Origin of the sequence: Streptomyces sp. MMG1121, from assembly GCF_001280015.1 — a bacterium.
Classification (GTDB): Bacteria; Actinomycetota; Actinomycetes; order Streptomycetales; family Streptomycetaceae; genus Streptomyces.
Genome location: NZ_LGDV01000199.1, coordinates 34,515 through 51,992, shown reverse-complemented (window position 1 = coordinate 51,992; position 17,478 = coordinate 34,515). Strand labels below are relative to the sequence as shown.

14 protein-coding genes are annotated in these 17,478 nt (G+C 69.8%); 11 read left to right on the top strand and 3 right to left on the bottom strand.

What is annotated here, in order from left to right:
* Positions 1-7: 7 nt before the first annotated feature.
* Positions 8-709, top strand: a complete 702-nt coding sequence (locus tag ADK64_RS24360; RefSeq protein ID WP_053661970.1) for an SDR family oxidoreductase — start codon at positions 8-10, stop codon at positions 707-709.
* Positions 710-722: 13 nt separating this feature from the next.
* Here ADK64_RS24360 and ADK64_RS24355 read toward each other — a convergent pair whose 3' ends face one another.
* Positions 723-1,430 carry a glycoside hydrolase family 75 protein gene (locus ADK64_RS24355; RefSeq protein ID WP_053661969.1) on the bottom strand — a complete coding sequence of 236 codons (708 nt, stop codon included), beginning with the start codon at positions 1,428-1,430 and terminating at the stop codon, positions 723-725.
* Between the two features lie 215 nt (positions 1,431-1,645).
* On the opposite strand from ADK64_RS24355, the gene ADK64_RS24350 reads away from it, so the two are divergent.
* On the top strand, positions 1,646-2,260 hold the full coding sequence (locus ADK64_RS24350; RefSeq protein ID WP_234384686.1) for a hypothetical protein: 615 nt from the start codon (positions 1,646-1,648) through the stop codon (positions 2,258-2,260).
* Between the two features lie 84 nt (positions 2,261-2,344).
* On the opposite strand, the gene ADK64_RS24345 is transcribed toward ADK64_RS24350, so the two are convergent.
* Positions 2,345-3,181, bottom strand: a complete 837-nt coding sequence (locus ADK64_RS24345; protein WP_053661968.1) for an aldo/keto reductase — start codon at positions 3,179-3,181, stop codon at positions 2,345-2,347.
* Between the two features lie 317 nt (positions 3,182-3,498).
* On the opposite strand from ADK64_RS24345, the gene pqqA reads away from it, so the two are divergent.
* Genes pqqA through ADK64_RS24305 form a run of 9 tightly spaced genes read left to right on the top strand, consistent with a single transcriptional unit; the run spans position 3,499 to position 15,401 of the window.
* A complete protein-coding gene (pqqA, locus tag ADK64_RS45190; RefSeq protein WP_107093066.1) occupies positions 3,499-3,666 on the top strand; it encodes a pyrroloquinoline quinone precursor peptide PqqA in 168 nt (55 codons plus the stop codon).
* The gene (gene pqqC / locus ADK64_RS24340; RefSeq protein WP_053661967.1) at positions 3,663-4,388 is read left to right on the top strand and encodes a pyrroloquinoline-quinone synthase PqqC; all 726 of its coding nucleotides are present in this window, start codon (positions 3,663-3,665) and stop codon (positions 4,386-4,388) included. Before pqqA ends, pqqC begins: the two co-directional genes overlap by 4 nt.
* Entirely contained in the window at positions 4,385-4,714 is a 330-nt protein-coding gene (gene pqqD, locus ADK64_RS24335; protein ID WP_078992807.1) for a pyrroloquinoline quinone biosynthesis peptide chaperone PqqD, read from the top strand. The genes pqqC and pqqD overlap by 4 nt, the downstream gene beginning before the upstream one ends.
* A complete protein-coding gene (gene pqqE / locus ADK64_RS24330) occupies positions 4,711-5,796 on the top strand; it encodes a pyrroloquinoline quinone biosynthesis protein PqqE (RefSeq protein ID WP_053661966.1) in 1,086 nt (361 codons plus the stop codon). The genes pqqD and pqqE overlap by 4 nt, the downstream gene beginning before the upstream one ends.
* Positions 5,793-6,992 carry a glycoside hydrolase family 88/105 protein gene (locus ADK64_RS24325; protein ID WP_053661965.1) on the top strand — a complete coding sequence of 400 codons (1,200 nt, stop codon included), beginning with the start codon at positions 5,793-5,795 and terminating at the stop codon, positions 6,990-6,992. Before pqqE ends, ADK64_RS24325 begins: the two co-directional genes overlap by 4 nt.
* A complete protein-coding gene (locus ADK64_RS24320; RefSeq protein WP_053661964.1) occupies positions 6,989-7,846 on the top strand; it encodes a heparin lyase I family protein in 858 nt (285 codons plus the stop codon). Before ADK64_RS24325 ends, ADK64_RS24320 begins: the two co-directional genes overlap by 4 nt.
* A gap of 12 nt (positions 7,847-7,858) precedes the next feature.
* Positions 7,859-11,107, top strand: a complete 3,249-nt coding sequence (locus tag ADK64_RS43335; protein WP_234384685.1) for a glycosyl hydrolase family 28 protein — start codon at positions 7,859-7,861, stop codon at positions 11,105-11,107.
* Positions 11,104-13,353: an alpha-galactosidase gene (locus ADK64_RS24310; RefSeq protein ID WP_053661963.1), complete on the top strand. Its 2,250-nt coding sequence runs from the start codon at positions 11,104-11,106 to the stop codon at positions 13,351-13,353. Before ADK64_RS43335 ends, ADK64_RS24310 begins: the two co-directional genes overlap by 4 nt.
* 14 nt (positions 13,354-13,367) lie before the next feature.
* Complete coding sequence (locus ADK64_RS24305; RefSeq protein ID WP_053661962.1) at positions 13,368-15,401, top strand: PQQ-dependent sugar dehydrogenase; 2,034 nt, start codon at positions 13,368-13,370, stop codon at positions 15,399-15,401.
* Between the two features lie 29 nt (positions 15,402-15,430).
* Here ADK64_RS24305 and ADK64_RS24300 read toward each other — a convergent pair whose 3' ends face one another.
* Positions 15,431-17,257 (bottom strand): AMP-dependent synthetase/ligase, encoded by a 1,827-nt coding sequence (locus ADK64_RS24300; protein ID WP_053661961.1) that lies wholly within the window; start codon positions 17,255-17,257, stop codon positions 15,431-15,433.
* Between the last annotated feature and the right edge of the window lie 221 nt (positions 17,258-17,478).

Below are 17,478 nucleotides of genomic sequence, written 5' to 3'. Positions count from 1 at the left end.
GGATCCCGTGAACGACTCTCCGGTCGCACTCATCACCGGCGGCGCCACCGGCATCGGCGCCGCCGTCGCCAGGCAGCTGCTGGCCGCCGGACACCGCGTCACCGTCACCGGCCGTACCGAGTCCCGGCTGCGGGACTTCGCCGACGGGCTCGGCCGGCCCGAGGAACTGCTGACGGTCGCCGGCGACGCGTCGACGTTCGACGACATGCAGAACGCCGTCGACCGTACGCTCAAGGTGTACGGCCGACTGGACACCGTCGTCGCCAACGCCGGCTTCGCCACCCACGACTCCGTCGCAGACGGCGACCCGGCGGGCTGGACCGAGATGGTCCTCACCAACGTCCTCGGCCCGGCCCTGCTCATCCGCGCCTCCGTCGAGGCCCTGAAGGAGACCCGCGGCCGGATCGTCCTCGTCGGCAGCGTCGCCGGTTTCGTGAACACCCCGGGCAATCTCTACGGCGCCACCAAATGGGCTGTCACCGGGCTCGCCGAGAACACCCGGCGCCAGGTCACGGAGTTCGGGATCGGAGTGACGCTGGTCGCCCCCGGCCGGGTGGAGACCCCCTTCTGGGACGGCCTCGGCAGCCTGCCCCCGGGGCACCTGCTGACCGCCGACCAGATCGCCGACTCGGTTCTCTGGGCGATCCGGCAACCGGCCGGGGTCGACGTCAACACCGTGGTCGTACGACCGCTGGGGCAGCCCAACTGACCTACCGAACAGCTCAGTTATTGGCCAGGAACTGCTGGGCCAGCTGGTCCCCGAGCGAGACCGCGGCGCTGTGGCTCTCGATGGGGGAGACCTTGGAGTTCTTGAACAGGATGTAGGTCACGCCGGAGTCGGCTCCGCCGGTCTTCGGGTCGGGATCGATGCCGAGAGCCTTGGCGGTGGCGTACGACGCCTCGCCGATGATCTTCGTGGGGCCGGTGTCACCGACGACGGCGTACTCCACCTTGTTGTTGTAGATCACGGCGACCACACCGCCGCCCTTGATGCCGGCGCTCGAGTAGTTCCAGATGCTGCTGGAGCTGGGCACCACGACGTACGGCAGCGACTCCGCCTTCAGCGGCTTGCCGTCGGACTGGTGGAAGGCGGTGTCGTCCTGGTACCAGGGGTCGCGGTTCTTGTTGCAGTTGGTGGTGGTCTGGCCGTCGCAGTCGATGTCCATGTCGGCCTTCCAGAACACCGCGCCGTTCTTGCCGCACACGGGGATCGTGGCCGACGTCTCGTCGTCGGTCTTGTACTTGCCGTTGGAGATCTGCGAGCAGGACTTCACCTTGGCCAGTAGGTCGGCCGCGCTGACCGAGCCCTCCTGGGCGGACGTCGGGGCGGACCTCGCCGAGGGGGCGGAGGACGCGTGCGCGGGGAGCACTCCGGCGGCGAGCAGGGCGGCCCCGGAGGCCGCGGCGAGGGTCAGCGTTCGAATGCGCACTGTGGGGGAACCCTTCTGTTAGGAAAGTTTCCTTACTGGGTGTCGTACACCGTGGACCCGTGTGCATGTCCCCGTCAAGCCTCCGGTTGCGAACCGCCGAATCCCGTGCGTATTGCGGTGATTTGTATGCACGGCAAGACTGGAGAGACCGTTTTCTCCGGATATGTCTGGCGCCGTCGGCCCCGGCACGGTCACGGCTCCGGGAGGTGACACGCATGTTGTTCGTCCGCACGGTGTACGCGACCGGCGATCCGGCGCAACTGGGTACGGCCATCCGGTCCCTGAACACGCAGGGGCACGACCTGCTGGAGGAGCGGCCCGGCTTCCGGGGTGCCGGTGTCTTCGTCGACCGCGGCCTCGGCACGCTGCTCTCGATCAGCTGGTGGGAGTCCGCGCAGGCGCGCGACCACAGCGACGAGGTGATGCGGGAGCGGCGCCCGGCGCTGCTGCATCCGTTCGCCGGGACCCTGGCCGTGGAGAACTACGAAGCCACGGTGTTCCCCGTCGGGCACCGGCCCCTCACCGGCGGCGGGATGCGCCTGACCCGGCTGGAGTTCGCGCCCGCGGACGCGGACCTGGCCTCCGACACCTTCCACGCGGGCGTGCTGCCCCGGCTCGAGGTCCTGCCCGGATTCGCCGGAGCGGCCCTGTTCCTGGACCGCGGGCGCGGCCGCGGCATGGCCGGCGTGCTCTTCACGGACCGTGCCGCGCTCGACGCGTCCCGGGCGGGCCAGGCGGTCGTCCGGCGCGAGGGCGCGGCCAAGGCGCACGTCGCGGTCGTGGCCCTGGAGGAGTTCGAGATCGTGCACGCGGACGTGCGGGCCGACTGAGCCGCGCACGCACGGCCCCGCCGGTCGGGCGGGGCCGGACGGCCGTGCTGGTGCGGAGGGCGTCGGCCCTGGTCGCGCCGGGTGTCAGCCCACGTCGAAGGTGGCCGGGTCGGGACCCAGGCGCCGGTCCTCGTTGAGCGCGCTGATCGCCGCGAGGTCCTCGTCGTCCAGGCTGAAGTCGAAGATCTCGATGTTCTCCTGGATCCGGGACGGCGTCACGGACTTCGGGATCACGACGTTGCCCAGCTGGACGTGCCAGCGCAGCACGACCTGGGCCGGCGTACGGCCGTGCTTCTGCGCGATCGCGACGATCGCCGGCACCTCCAGCAGGCCCTTGCCCTGGCCGAGCGGGGACCAGGCCTCGGTCGCGATGCCCTGCTCCGCGTGGAGCTCACGGGAGGCACGCTGCTGCAGATGCGGGTGCAGCTCGATCTGGTTGACCGCCGGGACGACGGAGGTCTCGGCGATGAGCCGCTCGAGGTGTTCGGGGAGGAAGTTGGACACGCCGATGGCACGCACCCGCTTGTCGGCGTACAGCTTCTCGAACGCCCGGTAGGTGTCGAGGTACCTGTCGCGGGACGGGAGCGGCCAGTGGATCAGGTACAGGTCGACGTAGTCGAGACCCAGCTTCTCCAACGACGCGTCGAACGCGCGGAGCGTGGCGTCGTACCCCTGGTCGCCGTTCCAGAGCTTGGTGGTGACGAAGACGTCCTCGCGGGGCAGGCCGGAGGCGGCGACGGCCTTGCCGGTGCCCTCTTCGTTGCCGTAGATCGCGGCGGTGTCGATGCTGCGGTACCCGGCCTCGAGTGCCGTGGCGACGGCCCGCTCGGCCTCGTCGTCCGGCACCTGCCAGACGCCGTAGCCCAGCTGGGGCATCTCGATGCCGTTGTTGAGGATGATCGGGGGGACCTTGCTGCTCACGAGCCTCTTGATCCTTCGGTTGTCGAACAGGTCGTACTCCTATCGTCAACGATCACGGGCCGCGTCGCATTCCTGACCGCGGAATCCGCGTCAACTGACCGGTGAGTCAGTTCCCGGGGAGGAGATTGGCCGGAAACGCATCCGACGTTTTCGGTCCGGACCATTGACCGCGGCGCGTCGTCCCGTAACTCTGTATCGCGCCACCGGACGAGTCGATGAACCCGGTGCATACATGTGAACCGGCCCTGACCATGGCCGCTGTTTCCCCTTGGCTCCCTTCTGAGATCCCCCACCCTCAGGAAAGTGAGTACGCACACATGAACGAGACCCCTTCCCTGTCCGCCTGGATGGACCACTTCGCCTCGAAGACATCGGATGAAAAGGTCTGGCGAAGCCCTGGTTACCACGTTGTGGAGACCGCACTGGAGGTGACCGCCTACGCGCTCGCCGACCGCCGCCCGCCCACAGAGCCCCCGGCCGCATGACCGCGGCACCCCCACTTCTCGACGGCCGCGCCGCCTGGCCGGCCGCCGAGTTCACCGAGCGGCTGCGCGCGGTCACCGCGACGCGCTACCACGACCGCCACCCCTTCAACCAGCGGATGCACCGCGGCGAGCTGACCCCCGGCGAACTGCGCCGCTGGATCGCCGCACGCTTCCACTACCAGCGGCACATCCCCGTCAAGGACGCGCTGATCCTCGCCGGACTGGAGCGGCCCGAGGAGCGTCGCGCCTGGCTGCGCCGCATCCACGACCAGGACGGCACCGACGCCGACTCCGCGGAGGGCGGCGGCATCGAGCGCTGGCTGCGGCTCGGGGAGGCGGCCGGGCTGGACCGGGAGGAGCTGTGGGACGCCTCCCGGGTGCCGCCCGGGGTGCGGTTCGCGGTGGACGCGTACGTCACCTTCTGCCGGCGGCGTCCGGTTCTGGACGCCGTCGCGGCCTCCCTGACCGAGCTGTCCGCCCCGGACCTGATGCGCACCCGCATCGCCGCCTTCGAACGCCACTACCCGTGGATCGATCCGGCGGGCCTCGCCTACTTCCACGGCCGCGTCACCCAGGGCGCCCGCGACGCCGAACAGGCCCTCGCCCTGGTCCTGGCCCGCGCCCGCACCCCGGAGGATCAGCAACGGGCCGTGGCCGCACTGCAGTTCAAGTGCGAGGTGCTGTGGGCGCTGCTGGACGCGGTGGACCGGAGCGATCCATGAACGGGCCGCCGTCGTCGTCGAAGTCGAAGCAACACCGCCTGAACGAATGGCCGTTGCTCCCGTCACCCGCCGCCCCCTGGCGGCCCGCCCTCGCCCGGGGCGTGGTGCTGCGGCGCGACCGGGTCCGGGGCGCCGATCTGCTGCTTCTGCCGGAGCGGGTGGTGGTGCTCGACGGCGGTGCGGGTGAGGTGCTGCGGCTGTGCGACGGCGTCCGCGACGTGGACGCCGTCGTCGCCGAGCTGGCGGTACGCCATCCTGCCGCACCCGTTGCCGCCGAAGTCCCCGTGTTCCTCGACCGGTTGCGGAAGGAGGGCTGGCTGAGATGACCCCCGCGCCCCCCTGGGCCCTGCTCGCCGAACTCACCCACGCCTGCCCGCTGCGCTGCGGCTACTGCTCCAACCCCGTCGAACTGATCGGCAGATCAAGCGAGTTGAGTACAAGGCAATGGTCGGAGGTCTTCCGTCAGGCGGGCGCCCTCGGTGTCGTCCACACCCATCTGTCCGGAGGCGAACCGCTGCTGCGGCGCGATCTGCCGGACCTGGTGGCCGCTGCCGACGGCGCGGGCCTGTACACCCAGCTCGTCACCAGCGGGGTGGGGCTCGGTCAGCGGCGGCTGGCCGCCCTGGCCGGGGCCGGGCTGCGCAGTGTGCAGCTGTCGGTGCAGCACGCGGACCCCGTGGCCGCCGAACTCATCGCGGGCGCACGGTCGTTCGCGGCGAAGGGGCGCGCCGCCCGGCTGGTGCGCGCGGCGGGCCTGCCCCTGGGCCTCAACGCCGTCCTGCACCGCGGCAATCTGGACGCCCTCGACGGCCTGATCCGGCTCGCGCTCGACTGGGGCGCGGAGCGGATCGAGCTGGCGAACACCCAGTACCACGGCTGGGCCGCCCGCAACCGCGCCGCTCTGCTGCCCACGTCCGCCCAGGTCGAACACGCCCGCGCCCGGGTGGCCCACTGGCGTGAACGGCTCGGCGACGCACTGGAGTTGGTGTGGGTCGCCCCCGATCTCCTGGACGCCATCGCGAAACCCTGCATGGGCGGCTGGGGCGCCGTCTCGCTGACCGTCACCCCCGACGGCACGGTGCTGCCCTGTCCGGCCGCCGGCACCCTGCCCGGACTGGACCTGCCGAACGTGAAGGACCGCGAACTGGCCTGGATCTGGCGGGAGTCCGAGGCCTTCAACGCCTACCGGGGCGAGGCGTGGATGCCCGATCCGTGCCGTTCCTGCGCCCTGCGCACGGCCGATCACGGCGGTTGCCGGTGCCAGGCGTACGCCCTGACCGGCGACGCCGCCCGCACCGACCCGGCCTGCCGGCACGCCCCGGACCACCACCTCGTCCACGCGCTGACACACGACGCCACGCCCGCCCCGCACCGGCCCGCTTACGCCTACCGAGAAGGAGGACCATGAGACGCCGACACCTGCGGGCGGCCCTGACGGCCGCCACGCTCGCCACCGCCACGCTGGTGGCGCTGCCCGCCGCCGTACCCCCGGCGACCGCCGCCCCGGGCGGCCGCGCCGTTCGCCCCGCCGCCACCCGCGACTGGTCCAGCGCCGTCGTCGACTCCACCATGGCGCGCTACACCCCGACCACCATCGGCGGCTGGTCGTACCCGGTGGGTCTGTACCTGTACGGCCAGTACCTCGTCTACCGGCGCACCCACGACCCCCGTCTGCTGTCGTACATCAAGTCCTACGTCGACCGGTTCGTGAGCAGCGACGGCAGTATCGACCAGTCCTTCAACAGCCTGGACAGCATGCAGGCGGGCCGGCTGCTGGTGATCCTGCACCACGAGACCGGCCAGGACCGCTACCGCAGGGCCGCGCAGAAGATCCGCGACCGGCTCAGCAGCTATCCGCGCACCTCCGACGGAGGGTTCTGGCACGCCGACACCAGCAGCCGCGCCCACCAACTGTGGGCGGACGGCACCTACATGGTGAACCCCTTCCTCGTCGAGTACGGCGAGGAGTTCCACGACAGCGCGTACACGAACGAGGAGGCCGCCCGGCAGCTGTATGTCTACGGCCATCACCTCCAGGTGGCAGACGGTCTGCTCCGGCACGCCTACGACGAGTCGAAGTCGGCGAGCTGGGCCGATCCGGCCACCGGGCTCGCCCCCGAGCACTGGTGCCGGGCGGTCGGCTGGTACGCCATGGCCCTGACCGACGTCCTGGACGCGATCCCCGCGAACCAGTCGCAGCGGCCCCGACTGCTGCTCATCTTCCGGACGTTGGCCGCGGCCCTGGAGAAGTACCAGGACCCGGCGTCCGGGCGCTGGTTCCAGGTCATCGACAAGGGCGGCCGGACGGACAACTGGACCGAGACGTCCTGCTCCAGCATGTTCGCCTACGCCCTCGACCGCGGTGCGCAGAAGGGCTACCTGGACCCGCACTTCAAGGCGGTGGCCCGGCGCGGCTACCAGGGTGTGCTGGCGCGGCTGTCGGTCGGCACGGACGGCCGTACCGACCTCGCGGACATCTCCGTCGGCACCAACGTCGGCGACTACGCGTACTACATCGCCCGTACCCGGGCCACCAACGACTTCCATGGGCTCGGGGCCTTCCTGGTCATGAACGAGCAACTGCGAGGTGATCTAGTGTCATGAGCACGTCCAGAAGAGCTGTGCTGGGTGCCGCGCTCGGCGGTGCCGTGGCAGCCACGACCGGCCTGCCGGCCTCCGCATCCCCCACGCTCGGCCTCGCTCGCGCGGGCGGTACCCCCAACGCCGCCTCCTGGAAGCTGAAGTGGTCGCCGTCGGCGCGCACCGACGGGCTCGGCGCCTTCGAGACCGTCGAGGACGACCGCGCGCACTCCCACCCGGCCGGCCACCCGCACATCTTCGCCACCGGCGACGACTGGCGCTTCACCATGCACACCGTCGACCGGGACACCTCCACCGACCGCCAGCGCCAGGAGGTCACCGGCCTGCGCACCGGCGCCGACAGCTATCTGAAGTGGACCGAGGGCCAGACCTGGCGGATCACGTACTCGATGTACATCCCGAGCACCCTCAAGGCCACGACCACCTTCACCCACATCATGCAGATGAAGCAGCCCGGCAACGGCACCTCGCCGATCGTCGTGCAGTCACTGCGCAGGGATGGGGGCACCTCCCGCGCGAGCGAAGCCGGGCGTGGGGGAGGCAGGCAGACCATCGAACTCCGGCTCGCCACCGACGACATCCTCGTCGGCCGTACCGACCTCGACCCGCTGCACGACAAGTGGACGGACGTCGACTTCCAGATCAAGGTCGGCAACGGCTCGGCCGGATCCGTCCGCTGGATCCTCAAGAGCGGCTCCGCGACGGTCATCGACACGTCCAGGACCGGGGTCGACACCTTCCTCGCCGACCGGGTGCGCCCGAAGTGGGGCATATACCGCTCCCTCGGCGACACCTCCGGGTCCCTTGAGGACACCTACCTGCTGCTCACCGACCTCCGTGGCTACCAACTCGCCTAGAGGAGCCGTCCCGTGAAACCCCACCTCGCCGGCCCGAGACGGGCGGCGGCGATCGTCCTGTGCGCCCTCGCCGTCGTCCTCGGACTCGCCCACCCCGCCGCCCTCGCGGCCCAGCCCCCCGCCGCGCCGCATGCCGCCGTGTACGACGTACGCGACTACGGCGCCAAGGGCGACGGCTCCGCCGACGACACCCCCGCCATCGACAAGGCCATCACGGCGGCCAATGCCGCCGGCGGCGGTACCGTCCGCTTCCCGGCCGGCACCTACGAGTCCAAGAACACCATCCACATGAAGAGTCACGTGACGCTCCAGGTCGACAAGGGCGCCACGATCCAGGGCTCCTCCGCGAACACCTACGACCCGCCCGAGTCCAACCCGAACGACAAGTACCAGGACTACGGACACAGCCACTTCCACAACGCGATGATCTACGGGGACAAGCTGACCGACATCGGCTTCACCGGCGACGGGGTCATCGACGGCGCGGGCAACCTGATCACCGGCAACCCCAAGTCCGGTCAGGCCGACAAGATCCTCTCGCTGACCCGCTGCGACGGACTGCGCCTCGGCGACGGCCTCACCCTGCGCCGTGGCGGCCACTTCGCCGCCCTGATCAACGGCTGCACGAACGTGGTCTCCGACCATCTGACCATCGACACCGCGAGTGACCGCGATGGCTGGAACGTCATCTCCACCACCAACGCCACGATCACCAACGCGCACATCTCCGCCAACGACGACGCCCTGGTCTTCAAGAGCGACTACGCCCTCGGCGCCAAGCTGCCGAGCGGCCATGTGCGGGTGAGCGATTCGGTGCTGTCGGCGCGCTGCTGCAACGCCCTGATGTTCGGCTCGGAGACCTGCGGCGACTTCTCGGACTACCAGTTCGAGAAGATCCGCATCGAGGGCGCCGACAAGTCCGGGCTCGGCATGGTCTCCATGGACGGCGCGAAGATCTCCGACGTCCACTACCGCGACATCACGATGACCGGCGTGCACTCGCCGATCATGGAGAAGATCGGCACGCGCAGACGATGCGGGAACGGTCCGGGTGTCGGATCGATCAGCGATGTCACGTACGACAACATCACGGCGACCGGCAACAGCCCCTCGTTCAGCCCGACCCTGTGGGGCGAGAACGGTCACCGGATCAGCGGGATCACCTTCACGCACGTCAACATCACGGTCCCGGGCGGCAACGGCACCATGTCCACCGGTGTGCCGAGCAACGACCCGAAGGACTACAACCCGAAGAGCATCGGGACCCGGCCCGCGTACGGCTGGTATCTGCACGATGTCGACGGCGTACAGTTCACCGACAGCGGTGTGCGGTACGCCGCCGACGACGGCCGCCCCGCCGTCATCGCCAACGCGGCGAGCGATGTCCGGCTGACCCGGTTCACCGCGCAGCAGGGCACCAGGTCACCACACGACGTGGGCTTCCAGAACGTCACGGGCTACTGCCTGGCCGACAGCCACAGCACCACCGGCGCCGCGCTGCGGGTGTCGGGGAGCGGATCGAGCGAGAACTGCACGACGCCGGCCCGTCCGCTGGACCTGGACAACCCCCGCCAGGCCTTCCTGCGCGCCTCCGTCGGCGGTCTCTTCCTGCACTGGGGGCTGCGCACCGCCCCCGCGCACACCAGTTGCGCCGCCTGGGAGAAGGACGTCACGGACGGCGGCTGGACGCCGGACTACTGGGTGAACGAGGCCCGGAAACTGCACACGCAGTACATCGTGCTGGCGACCTTCCACAGCCGGCTCGGCTACGCCCGCCCCTGGCCGTCGAAGATCCCCGGCTCCTGCTCCACCAAGCGGGACTTCCTCGGCGAGCTGATCAAGGCCGCCAAGGCCAAGGGCATGAAGGTCATCCTCTACATGACCGACGACCCGCAGTGGCACGACGAGGGCGGCCACGAATGGCTCGACTCGGCCGCCTACTCCGCCTACATGGGCAAGAACGTCGACCTGACCACCCGCGACGGCTTCGGGCAGTTCTCGTACGACAACTTCTTCGAGGTCATGGACCGCTACCCGGACCTCGGCGGCTTCTGGATCGACAACGACAACGCGTACTGGGAGAGCCACAACCTCTATGCGCAGATCTACCAGAAGCGACCCAACTACACGCTCAGCAACAACAACGAGGACACGCCGATCATGGACATGATCAGCAATGAGCAGAAGACGGGCATGACGCCGGCGTACGACTACCCGCAGGCCGTCTACACCGCCCAGCCCCGCCTCACCGAGGCCGACTTCAAACTGCCCTCGACCGGCGCCTGGTGGTACGACGGGTCCGACCCCACGGTCGACCGCTCGCTCACCCTCGGCCGGCTCGTCACCAACGCGGGCTCCTCGGTCAAGGCCCTGATGGCCGAGACCGCCCAGGTCAACGGCAAGTTCCCGGCGAACCAAGCCGCCTTCAACAACTTCGCCGACTCCTATCTCGACCCGATCTGGGAGTCCCTGCACGGCACCGAGGGCGGCGGCTACATGTACGGCGGCCTCGCACCCGGCTTCTGGAACGACGGCGCCCACGGCGTCACCACCATCGCCAAGGACGACCCGAACCGGCAGTACATCCACGTCCTCACCCCACCGAGCACCTCCACCCTGCGGCTGCGTGACAACGGCTACCGCATCGCCTCGGTCACCGACCTGCGTACCGGCAAGGCCGTTTCCTGGTCGCAGTCCGGTGGTGTGCTCACCCTCAGCGGCCTCGGTGGCTGGGATCCGTACGACACGGTCTTCAAGGTGATCACCGCGGGGCGCCAGGGCATCGCGACCGGCGTCACGGTGAGCGCGGGCGCCTCCGCGAGCGGCCACCCCGCATCAGCCGCCGGCGACGGCGACTACCTCACCTACTGGGACAACGACAAGACGTTGCCCGTCACCCTCACCTTCGACCTCGGCTCGGCCAAGAAGGTCCGCTACCTCGGGCTCAACCAGCGCGAGGACTCCGTCGCCTACGCCCGCTCCGCCACCGAGCAGTCCGCGCGGATCAAGGCGTACAAGGTGTTCCTCAGCAGCGACGGAACCCACTGGGGCAGCGCCGTCAAGAGCGGTCAACTCCCCAGCGCCCGCGGTGTGCAGAGCGTCGGCCTGACCGGCGCCACCGCCCGCTACGTCCGACTGGAGGTCGACTCCACCTGGGCCGCCGCCACCGACACCACCCGCTACCAGCGGCTGCGGATCGACGAGGCCTGGATCGGCACCGCCTACGCCACACCCGCCGTGAAGGAGGGACACCGTCCATGAACCGGCTCCGCACCCTCACGGCGGCAGCGGCCGGCCTGCTCGTCGCCGCCGCCGTACCCCTCATGGGCACCGCGCACCCCGCGGCCGCCTCCGACAACGGCCAGTCGGCCCGGCCCGCCATGGGCTGGAGCAGCTGGAGCTTCGTACGCCGGCAGCCCACCGAGGCCACCATCAAGGCCCAGGCCGACGCCCTGGTCTCGTCCGGTCTGGCCCGGCACGGCTTCGTCCAGGTCAACCTCGACGACTTCTGGCAGAAGTGCGACGGCAACGGCTTCGTGGTCGACGGCCACGGCCGCTGGAGCGCCGACCCCGCCAAGTTCCCGGACGGCATCAAGTCCCTTGCGGACTACGTCCACGCCAAGGGCCTGAAGTTCGGCTTCTACGTCACCCCCGGCATCGCGAAGAACGCCGTCCTGGAGAACACCCCGGTCGAGGGCACGTCGTATCACGCGAAGGACATCGCGGACACCTCGAAGACGGAGAAGAACTACAACTGCAAGAACATGTACGCCCTCGACTACGCCAAGCCCGGCGCCCAGGAGTTCGTGAACTCCTGGGCCCGCCAGTTCGCCTCGTGGGGGGTCGACTACCTGAAGATCGACGGCGTGGGAAGCCAGGACGTCGCCGACGTCCAGGCCTGGGACGAGGCCCTGCGCGCCACCGGCCGGCCGATCACCTTCGCCCTGTCCAACAACCTGCCGATCGACCACGCCACCACCTGGCGCACGCTCGCCAACAGCTGGCGCACCCAGGGCGACGTCGAGTGCTACTGCGGCCCGGGCCCAGACGGCAGCGGCTATCTGCTCACCGACTGGTCCCATGTCACCAAACGCTTCGACTCGGCGGCCTCCTGGCAGCCGTACGCCGGTCCCGGCGGCTGGAACGACCTCGACTCCCTGGAGATCGGCAACGGCGACCGGGCCGGGCTCAGCTCCGACCAGCGCCGCTCGCAGTTCACGCTGTGGTCGATGGCGGCAGCACCGCTGCTCCTCGGCACCGACCTCACCCACCTCGACCCGGTCGACAAGGCGATGCTCACCAACGACCGGCTGATCGGCGTCGACCAGGACGGCGTCGCGGCGAAGCGGGTGGTGAACAGCGGCGCCCAGCAGGTCTGGAGCAAACGCGAGAGCGACGGCGCCTATGTGGTGGCCCTGTTCAACACCGGGACCTCCGGCTCCGCCGCGGTCGGCGTGAACTGGTCCCAGATCGGCTTCACCGGCTCCGGCGACGTCACCGACCTGTGGTCCGGCGCCCACAAGGGCACGGTCGCCGGCTCCTACAGCGCCACCCTGCGCCCGGGGGAGACCCGCCTCATCCGGGTGAAGCCGGCCGGCGCCGCGAGGCCGGCGGCGGCTTCGCCGGGCTTCGCCGTCGCCCCCTACGAGTACCTGGGCTGGGGCAACCCGCAGGACCCCACCTCGGTGATGTCGGCGACCGGCGTCAAGTGGTTCACCCTCGCCTTCGTCCTGTCCGACGGCGGCTGCACCCCCAAGTGGGACGGCTCGCGCCCGCTGACCGGCGGAGACGACCAGGCGAAGATCAACGCGATCCGGGCGGCCGGCGGTGACGTGGTGGTCTCCGTCGGCGGCTGGAGCGGCGCCAAGCTCGGCGAGAAGTGCGCCGACGCCTCCGCACTCGCGGGGGCGTACCAAAAGGTCATCAACGCCTACAGGCTGAAGGCCCTCGACATCGACATCGAGAACACCGAGTGGTCCAGCGCCACCGTCCGGCAACGCGTCGTCGACGCGCTGAAGACGGTCAAGGCGAACAACCCCGGCCTGAAGACCGTCATCACCTTCGGCACGACCACCGGCGGCCCCGACGCGACCGGCGTCGACATGATCAAGCGCGCCGCCGCGTCCGGTCTGCAGAACGACGTCTGGTGCGTCATGCCGTTCGACTTCGGCGGCGGCACCACGAACATGGGCACCCTCACCACCCGGGCGATGGAGGGCCTCAAGGCCCGGGTCAAGTCGGCCTACGGCTACAGCGACGCCACCGCCTACGCCCACATCGGGCTGTCGTCCATGAACGGCAGGACCGACGACTCCGGCGAGCGGGTCCGCGTCGCCGACTTCGCGACCATGCTCGGCTACGCCCAGCAGCACCACATCGGCCGCCTCACCTACTGGGCCGTCAACCGCGACCGGGCCTGCGGCTCCGGCACCGACGGCGACTCCTGCAGCGGTGTGTCGCAGCAGGCGTACGACTACCTCAAGGTCTTCGCCCGGTACACGGGCTGAGGGGAACAACAGCCATGAACATCAGGAGAGTTCTGCCCTACGGCCTGGCCGCGGTGCTCGCACTGCCGCTGGCCGCACTGAACCAGGGCACCGCCCTCGCGGCCGGCGACTACCAGGCCGAGGACGCCCTGATCTCCCAGGGCACCGTCGCCACCAACCACACCGGCTACACCGGAACCGGTTTCGTCGACTACACCAACGTCAAGGGCTCCTATGTGGAGTTCACGGTCTCCGCGGCCGCCGCGGGCCCGGCGTCGGTCATCCTGCGGTACGCCAACGGCACCTCCGTCGACCGGCCGATGGACCTCTCCGTCGACGGCACCGTCGTGGCGCCCGCGGTCTCCTTCCCGGCCACCGCCGACTGGAACACCTGGGCGACCAAGGCCGTCAGCGTCACGCTGGCGGCGGGCACGCACAAGATCCGGGCGACTGCGACCACGGCCGACGGCGGGCCCAACCTGGACCGCGTGAGCCTCGCCGCCGCGACCGACACCCAGGCTCCCAGCCGCCCCGGGCAACCCTCCTGCTCGGACATCGGGGAGGACCGGCTGACCCTGTCCTGGGGTGCGTCGACGGACGACACGGGGGTCGCGGCGTACGACCTGTACGAGCACGGCAACAAGATCGGCGAGGCACCGGGCGACACCACCACCCGGACGCTGACCGGGCTCACCCCGAACACCACCTACGACCTCACGGTCATCGGCCGTGACGCGGCGGGCAACACCTCGCCCGCCAGCCCGGTCGTCGACTGCACGACCAAGCCCAGCTCCGACACCACACCGCCGACCGCGCCCGGTACCTTGCGCACGGCCGCCGTCACGTCCAACACCGTCGATCTCAGCTGGGGGGCCTCGACCGACGACCGTGCGGTCACCGCCTACGACATACGCAGCGGCAGCACCGTCTACAAGACCGTCACCAGCGGCACGTCCACCACGCTCACCGGGCTCGCCTGCAACAGCCCGTACAGCCTGAACGTCGTCGCCCGCGACGCCGCCGGCAATGTCTCGCCACCGGGCAACACGGTCGCCTTCACCACCAAGGCCTGCGCCGCGGACGACGGCGGAGTCCCCTCCTCCATCGCGACGCTCTCCACCGGCTGGACCATCCCCTGGGGCACCTACTGGATGCCCGACGGCCAGAGCGCCCTGGTCACCGAGCGGGACGGCTTCCGGGTGTGGAAGCTGACCAAGAGCGGGACGAAGACGCAGGTGGGTACGGTCCCCAACGCCGTCACCACCAATGGCGAGGGCGGTCTGCTCGGCGTCGCGGTCGACCCGAAGTGGGAGACGAACCACTACGTCTACTTCATGCACACCGCCGTCGAGGGCAACCGGGTCGTGCGCATGACCTACGACGGCACCAAGCTGGGCGACTACAAGGTGCTGCTCCAGGGCATCAAGAAGAACCGCTACCACAACGGCGGCCGCCTCCTGTTCGGCCCCGACGGCTATCTCTACGTCTCCACCGGAGAGGCCCAGACGCCCGATCTCGCGCAGGACAAGAACTCCCTGAACGGCAAGGTCCTGCGCATGACCACCGACGGCAAGCCGGCCCCCGGCAACCCGTTCGGCAACTACGTCTACTCCCTGGGCCACCGCAATCCGCAGGGCCTCGCCTTCGACCGCAACGGGCGGCTGTGGGAGGCCGAGTTCGGCAACAGCTCCAAGGACGAACTCAACCTCATCAAGCCCGGTGCCAACTACGGCTGGCCGACCTGCGAGGGCACCTGCAGCGTCGCCGGCATGACCAACCCCAAGGCCACCTGGAACGTGAACGAGGCCTCGCCGAGCGGCATCGCGATCGTCCGCAACGTCGTCTACATGGCCTCCCTGCGCGGCGAACGCCTGTGGCGCATCCCCATCAACGGCGACACCGAGAACGTCGGCACGCCGACCGCGTACTACGTCGGCTCCTACGGCCGGCTGCGCACGGTCACCAAGGTGCCGGGCGCCGACGAGCTGTGGCTGTCCACCACCAACTGCGACAACAACGGAGGTGCCGCGGACGGATCCGACAAGATCTTCCGCGTGACGGTCAAGTGACACGGAAGGGGTGATCAGGTGACGAGGTGTCAGGTCTGGTAGAGGGCCTCCACCTCGTTGCCGTACGCCTTCTCGATCGCTTTCCGCTTCAGCTTCAGCGACGGTGTGAGCAGGCCGTGTTCCTCGGTGAACGGCTGCGCCAGTATGCGGAAGGTCCGGATCGACTCGGCCTGCGAGACGAGCGTGTTGGCGGCGACCACCGCCCGCCGCACCTCCGTCTCCAGGTCGGCGTCGCGCACCAGCTGGGCCGGGGTCATCCGTGGTTTGCCGCGCATCTGCAGCCAGTGCTCGACGGCCTCCTGGTCGAGGGTGACCAGGGCGGCGATGTAGGGCCGGTCGTTGCCGACGACGATGCACTGGTTGACCAGCGGATGCTCACGGACCCGCTCCTCCAGCACCCCGGGGGAGACGCTCTTGCCGCCGGAGGTCACCAGGATCTCCTTCTTGCGGCCGGTGATGGTCAGATAGCCGTCCTCGTCCAGCGTGCCGAGGTCGCCGGTGGCGAGCCAGCCGTCGTGCAGGGTCTCGTCGGTGGCCTTGGGGTTGTTGAGGTAGCCCTGGAAGACGTTGCCGCCGCGCAGCCAGATCTCCCCGTCGTCCGCGATGTGCACGGTCACCCCGGGGATGGCCTGGCCGACCGTGCCGTAGCGGGTGCGCTCCGGCGGGTTGGCGGTGGCCGCGGCCGTCGACTCGGTCAGGCCGTAGCCCTCGTAGATCTGCACACCCGCGCCCGCGAAGAACAGCCCCAGCCGGCGGTCCATCCCCGAACCGCCGGACATCGCGTTCCGGATCCGCCCGCCCATCGCGGCGCGGACCTTGGCGTAGACGACCTTGTCGAAGAACTGGTGCTGCATGCGCAGCCCCGCCGACGGGCCGGGTCCGGTGCCCCATGCCTTCGCCTCGACGGCCTCCGCGTACTTCACCGCGACGTCCACCGCCTTCTCGAACGGCCCGGATCTGCCGTCCTTCTCCGCCTTGCGGCGGGCGGCGTTGAACACCTTCTCGAAGATGTACGGCACCGCCAGGATGAACGTCGGCCGGAACGCGGCCAGATCGGGCAGCAGGGCGGCGGCGTGCAGCTGCGGCTGGTGCCCGAAACGCACCCGGCCGCGGATCGCGGCGACCTCCACCATCCGCCCGAAGACATGCGCGAGCGGCAGGAACAGCAGCGTGGACGCCTCGTCGTCCTTCTTGGTGTGGAACACCGGCTGCCACCGCTGGATCATCGTGTCCGCCTCGTACATGAAGTTCCCGTGCGAGATGACACAGCCCTTGGGGCGGCCGGTGGTGCCCGAGGTGTAGATGATCGTGGCGACCGAGTCCGGCGTGACGGCCTGCCGGTGCCGGTGCGCCATCTCGTCGTCCAGATGCGCGCCGGCGTCGTACAGCTCCCGTACGCAGCCCGAGTCCAGCTGCCACAGCTGGCGCAGCTGTGGGAGGCGGTCGATGACGGTGGCGATGGTCATCGCGTGGTCCTCGTGCTCCACGATCGCCGCGGACACCTCGGCGTCGTAGAGCATCCAGAAGCACTGTTCGGCCGAGGAGGTGGGGTAGACGGGCACTACCTGGGCGCCGATGGTCCACAGCGCGAAGTCGAACAGGGTCCACTCGTAGCGGGTACGGGACATGATCGCGACGCGGTCGCCGAAGCGGATGCCGCGCGCGAGCAGGCCCTTGGCGAGGGCCAGGACCTCGTCGCGGAACTCGGCGGCGGTCACGTCCCGCCACTGCCCGGCGGCGTCCTTACGGCCGAGGGCGATATGCGTGGGGTCCGTCCGGGCATGCTCGAAGACCATGTCGGCCAGGCCGCCCACCGGCGGCGCCGACGCCAACGGCGGGTTGGTGAACTCGCGCAAAACCTCGCTCCCCGATCCTCGCTGCATCCTCGCTGCTTGGTCACGCCCGTGATGCTCGGCACAGCGCGGTGAAAGCTACCCCACGGCGTCACCGGGCGGGAGGGGGTGGTTAACCGCGCATACCTCACGTTTCCCCTGGGAGGTGCCCGGAAAATGCCCGCACATGGGGAAGGGCCGGACACAATACTTACGGGTCGGTAAGTTTCGGTACCGTAATCTCC

Coding starts and splice junctions, on each gene's coding strand:
- ADK64_RS24305 (WP_053661962.1), top strand. CDS start 13,368: ATGAACATCAGGAGAGTTCTGCCCTACGGCCTGGCCGCGGTGCTCGCA.
- pqqD (WP_078992807.1), top strand. CDS start 4,385: ATGAACGGGCCGCCGTCGTCGTCGAAGTCGAAGCAACACCGCCTGAAC.
- pqqC (WP_053661967.1), top strand. CDS start 3,663: ATGACCGCGGCACCCCCACTTCTCGACGGCCGCGCCGCCTGGCCGGCC.
- ADK64_RS24325 (WP_053661965.1), top strand. CDS start 5,793: ATGAGACGCCGACACCTGCGGGCGGCCCTGACGGCCGCCACGCTCGCC.
- pqqA (WP_107093066.1), top strand. CDS start 3,499: ATGAACGAGACCCCTTCCCTGTCCGCCTGGATGGACCACTTCGCCTCG.
- pqqE (WP_053661966.1), top strand. CDS start 4,711: ATGACCCCCGCGCCCCCCTGGGCCCTGCTCGCCGAACTCACCCACGCC.
- ADK64_RS24350 (WP_234384686.1), top strand. CDS start 1,646: ATGTTGTTCGTCCGCACGGTGTACGCGACCGGCGATCCGGCGCAACTG.
- ADK64_RS24320 (WP_053661964.1), top strand. CDS start 6,989: ATGAGCACGTCCAGAAGAGCTGTGCTGGGTGCCGCGCTCGGCGGTGCC.
- ADK64_RS24310 (WP_053661963.1), top strand. CDS start 11,104: ATGAACCGGCTCCGCACCCTCACGGCGGCAGCGGCCGGCCTGCTCGTC.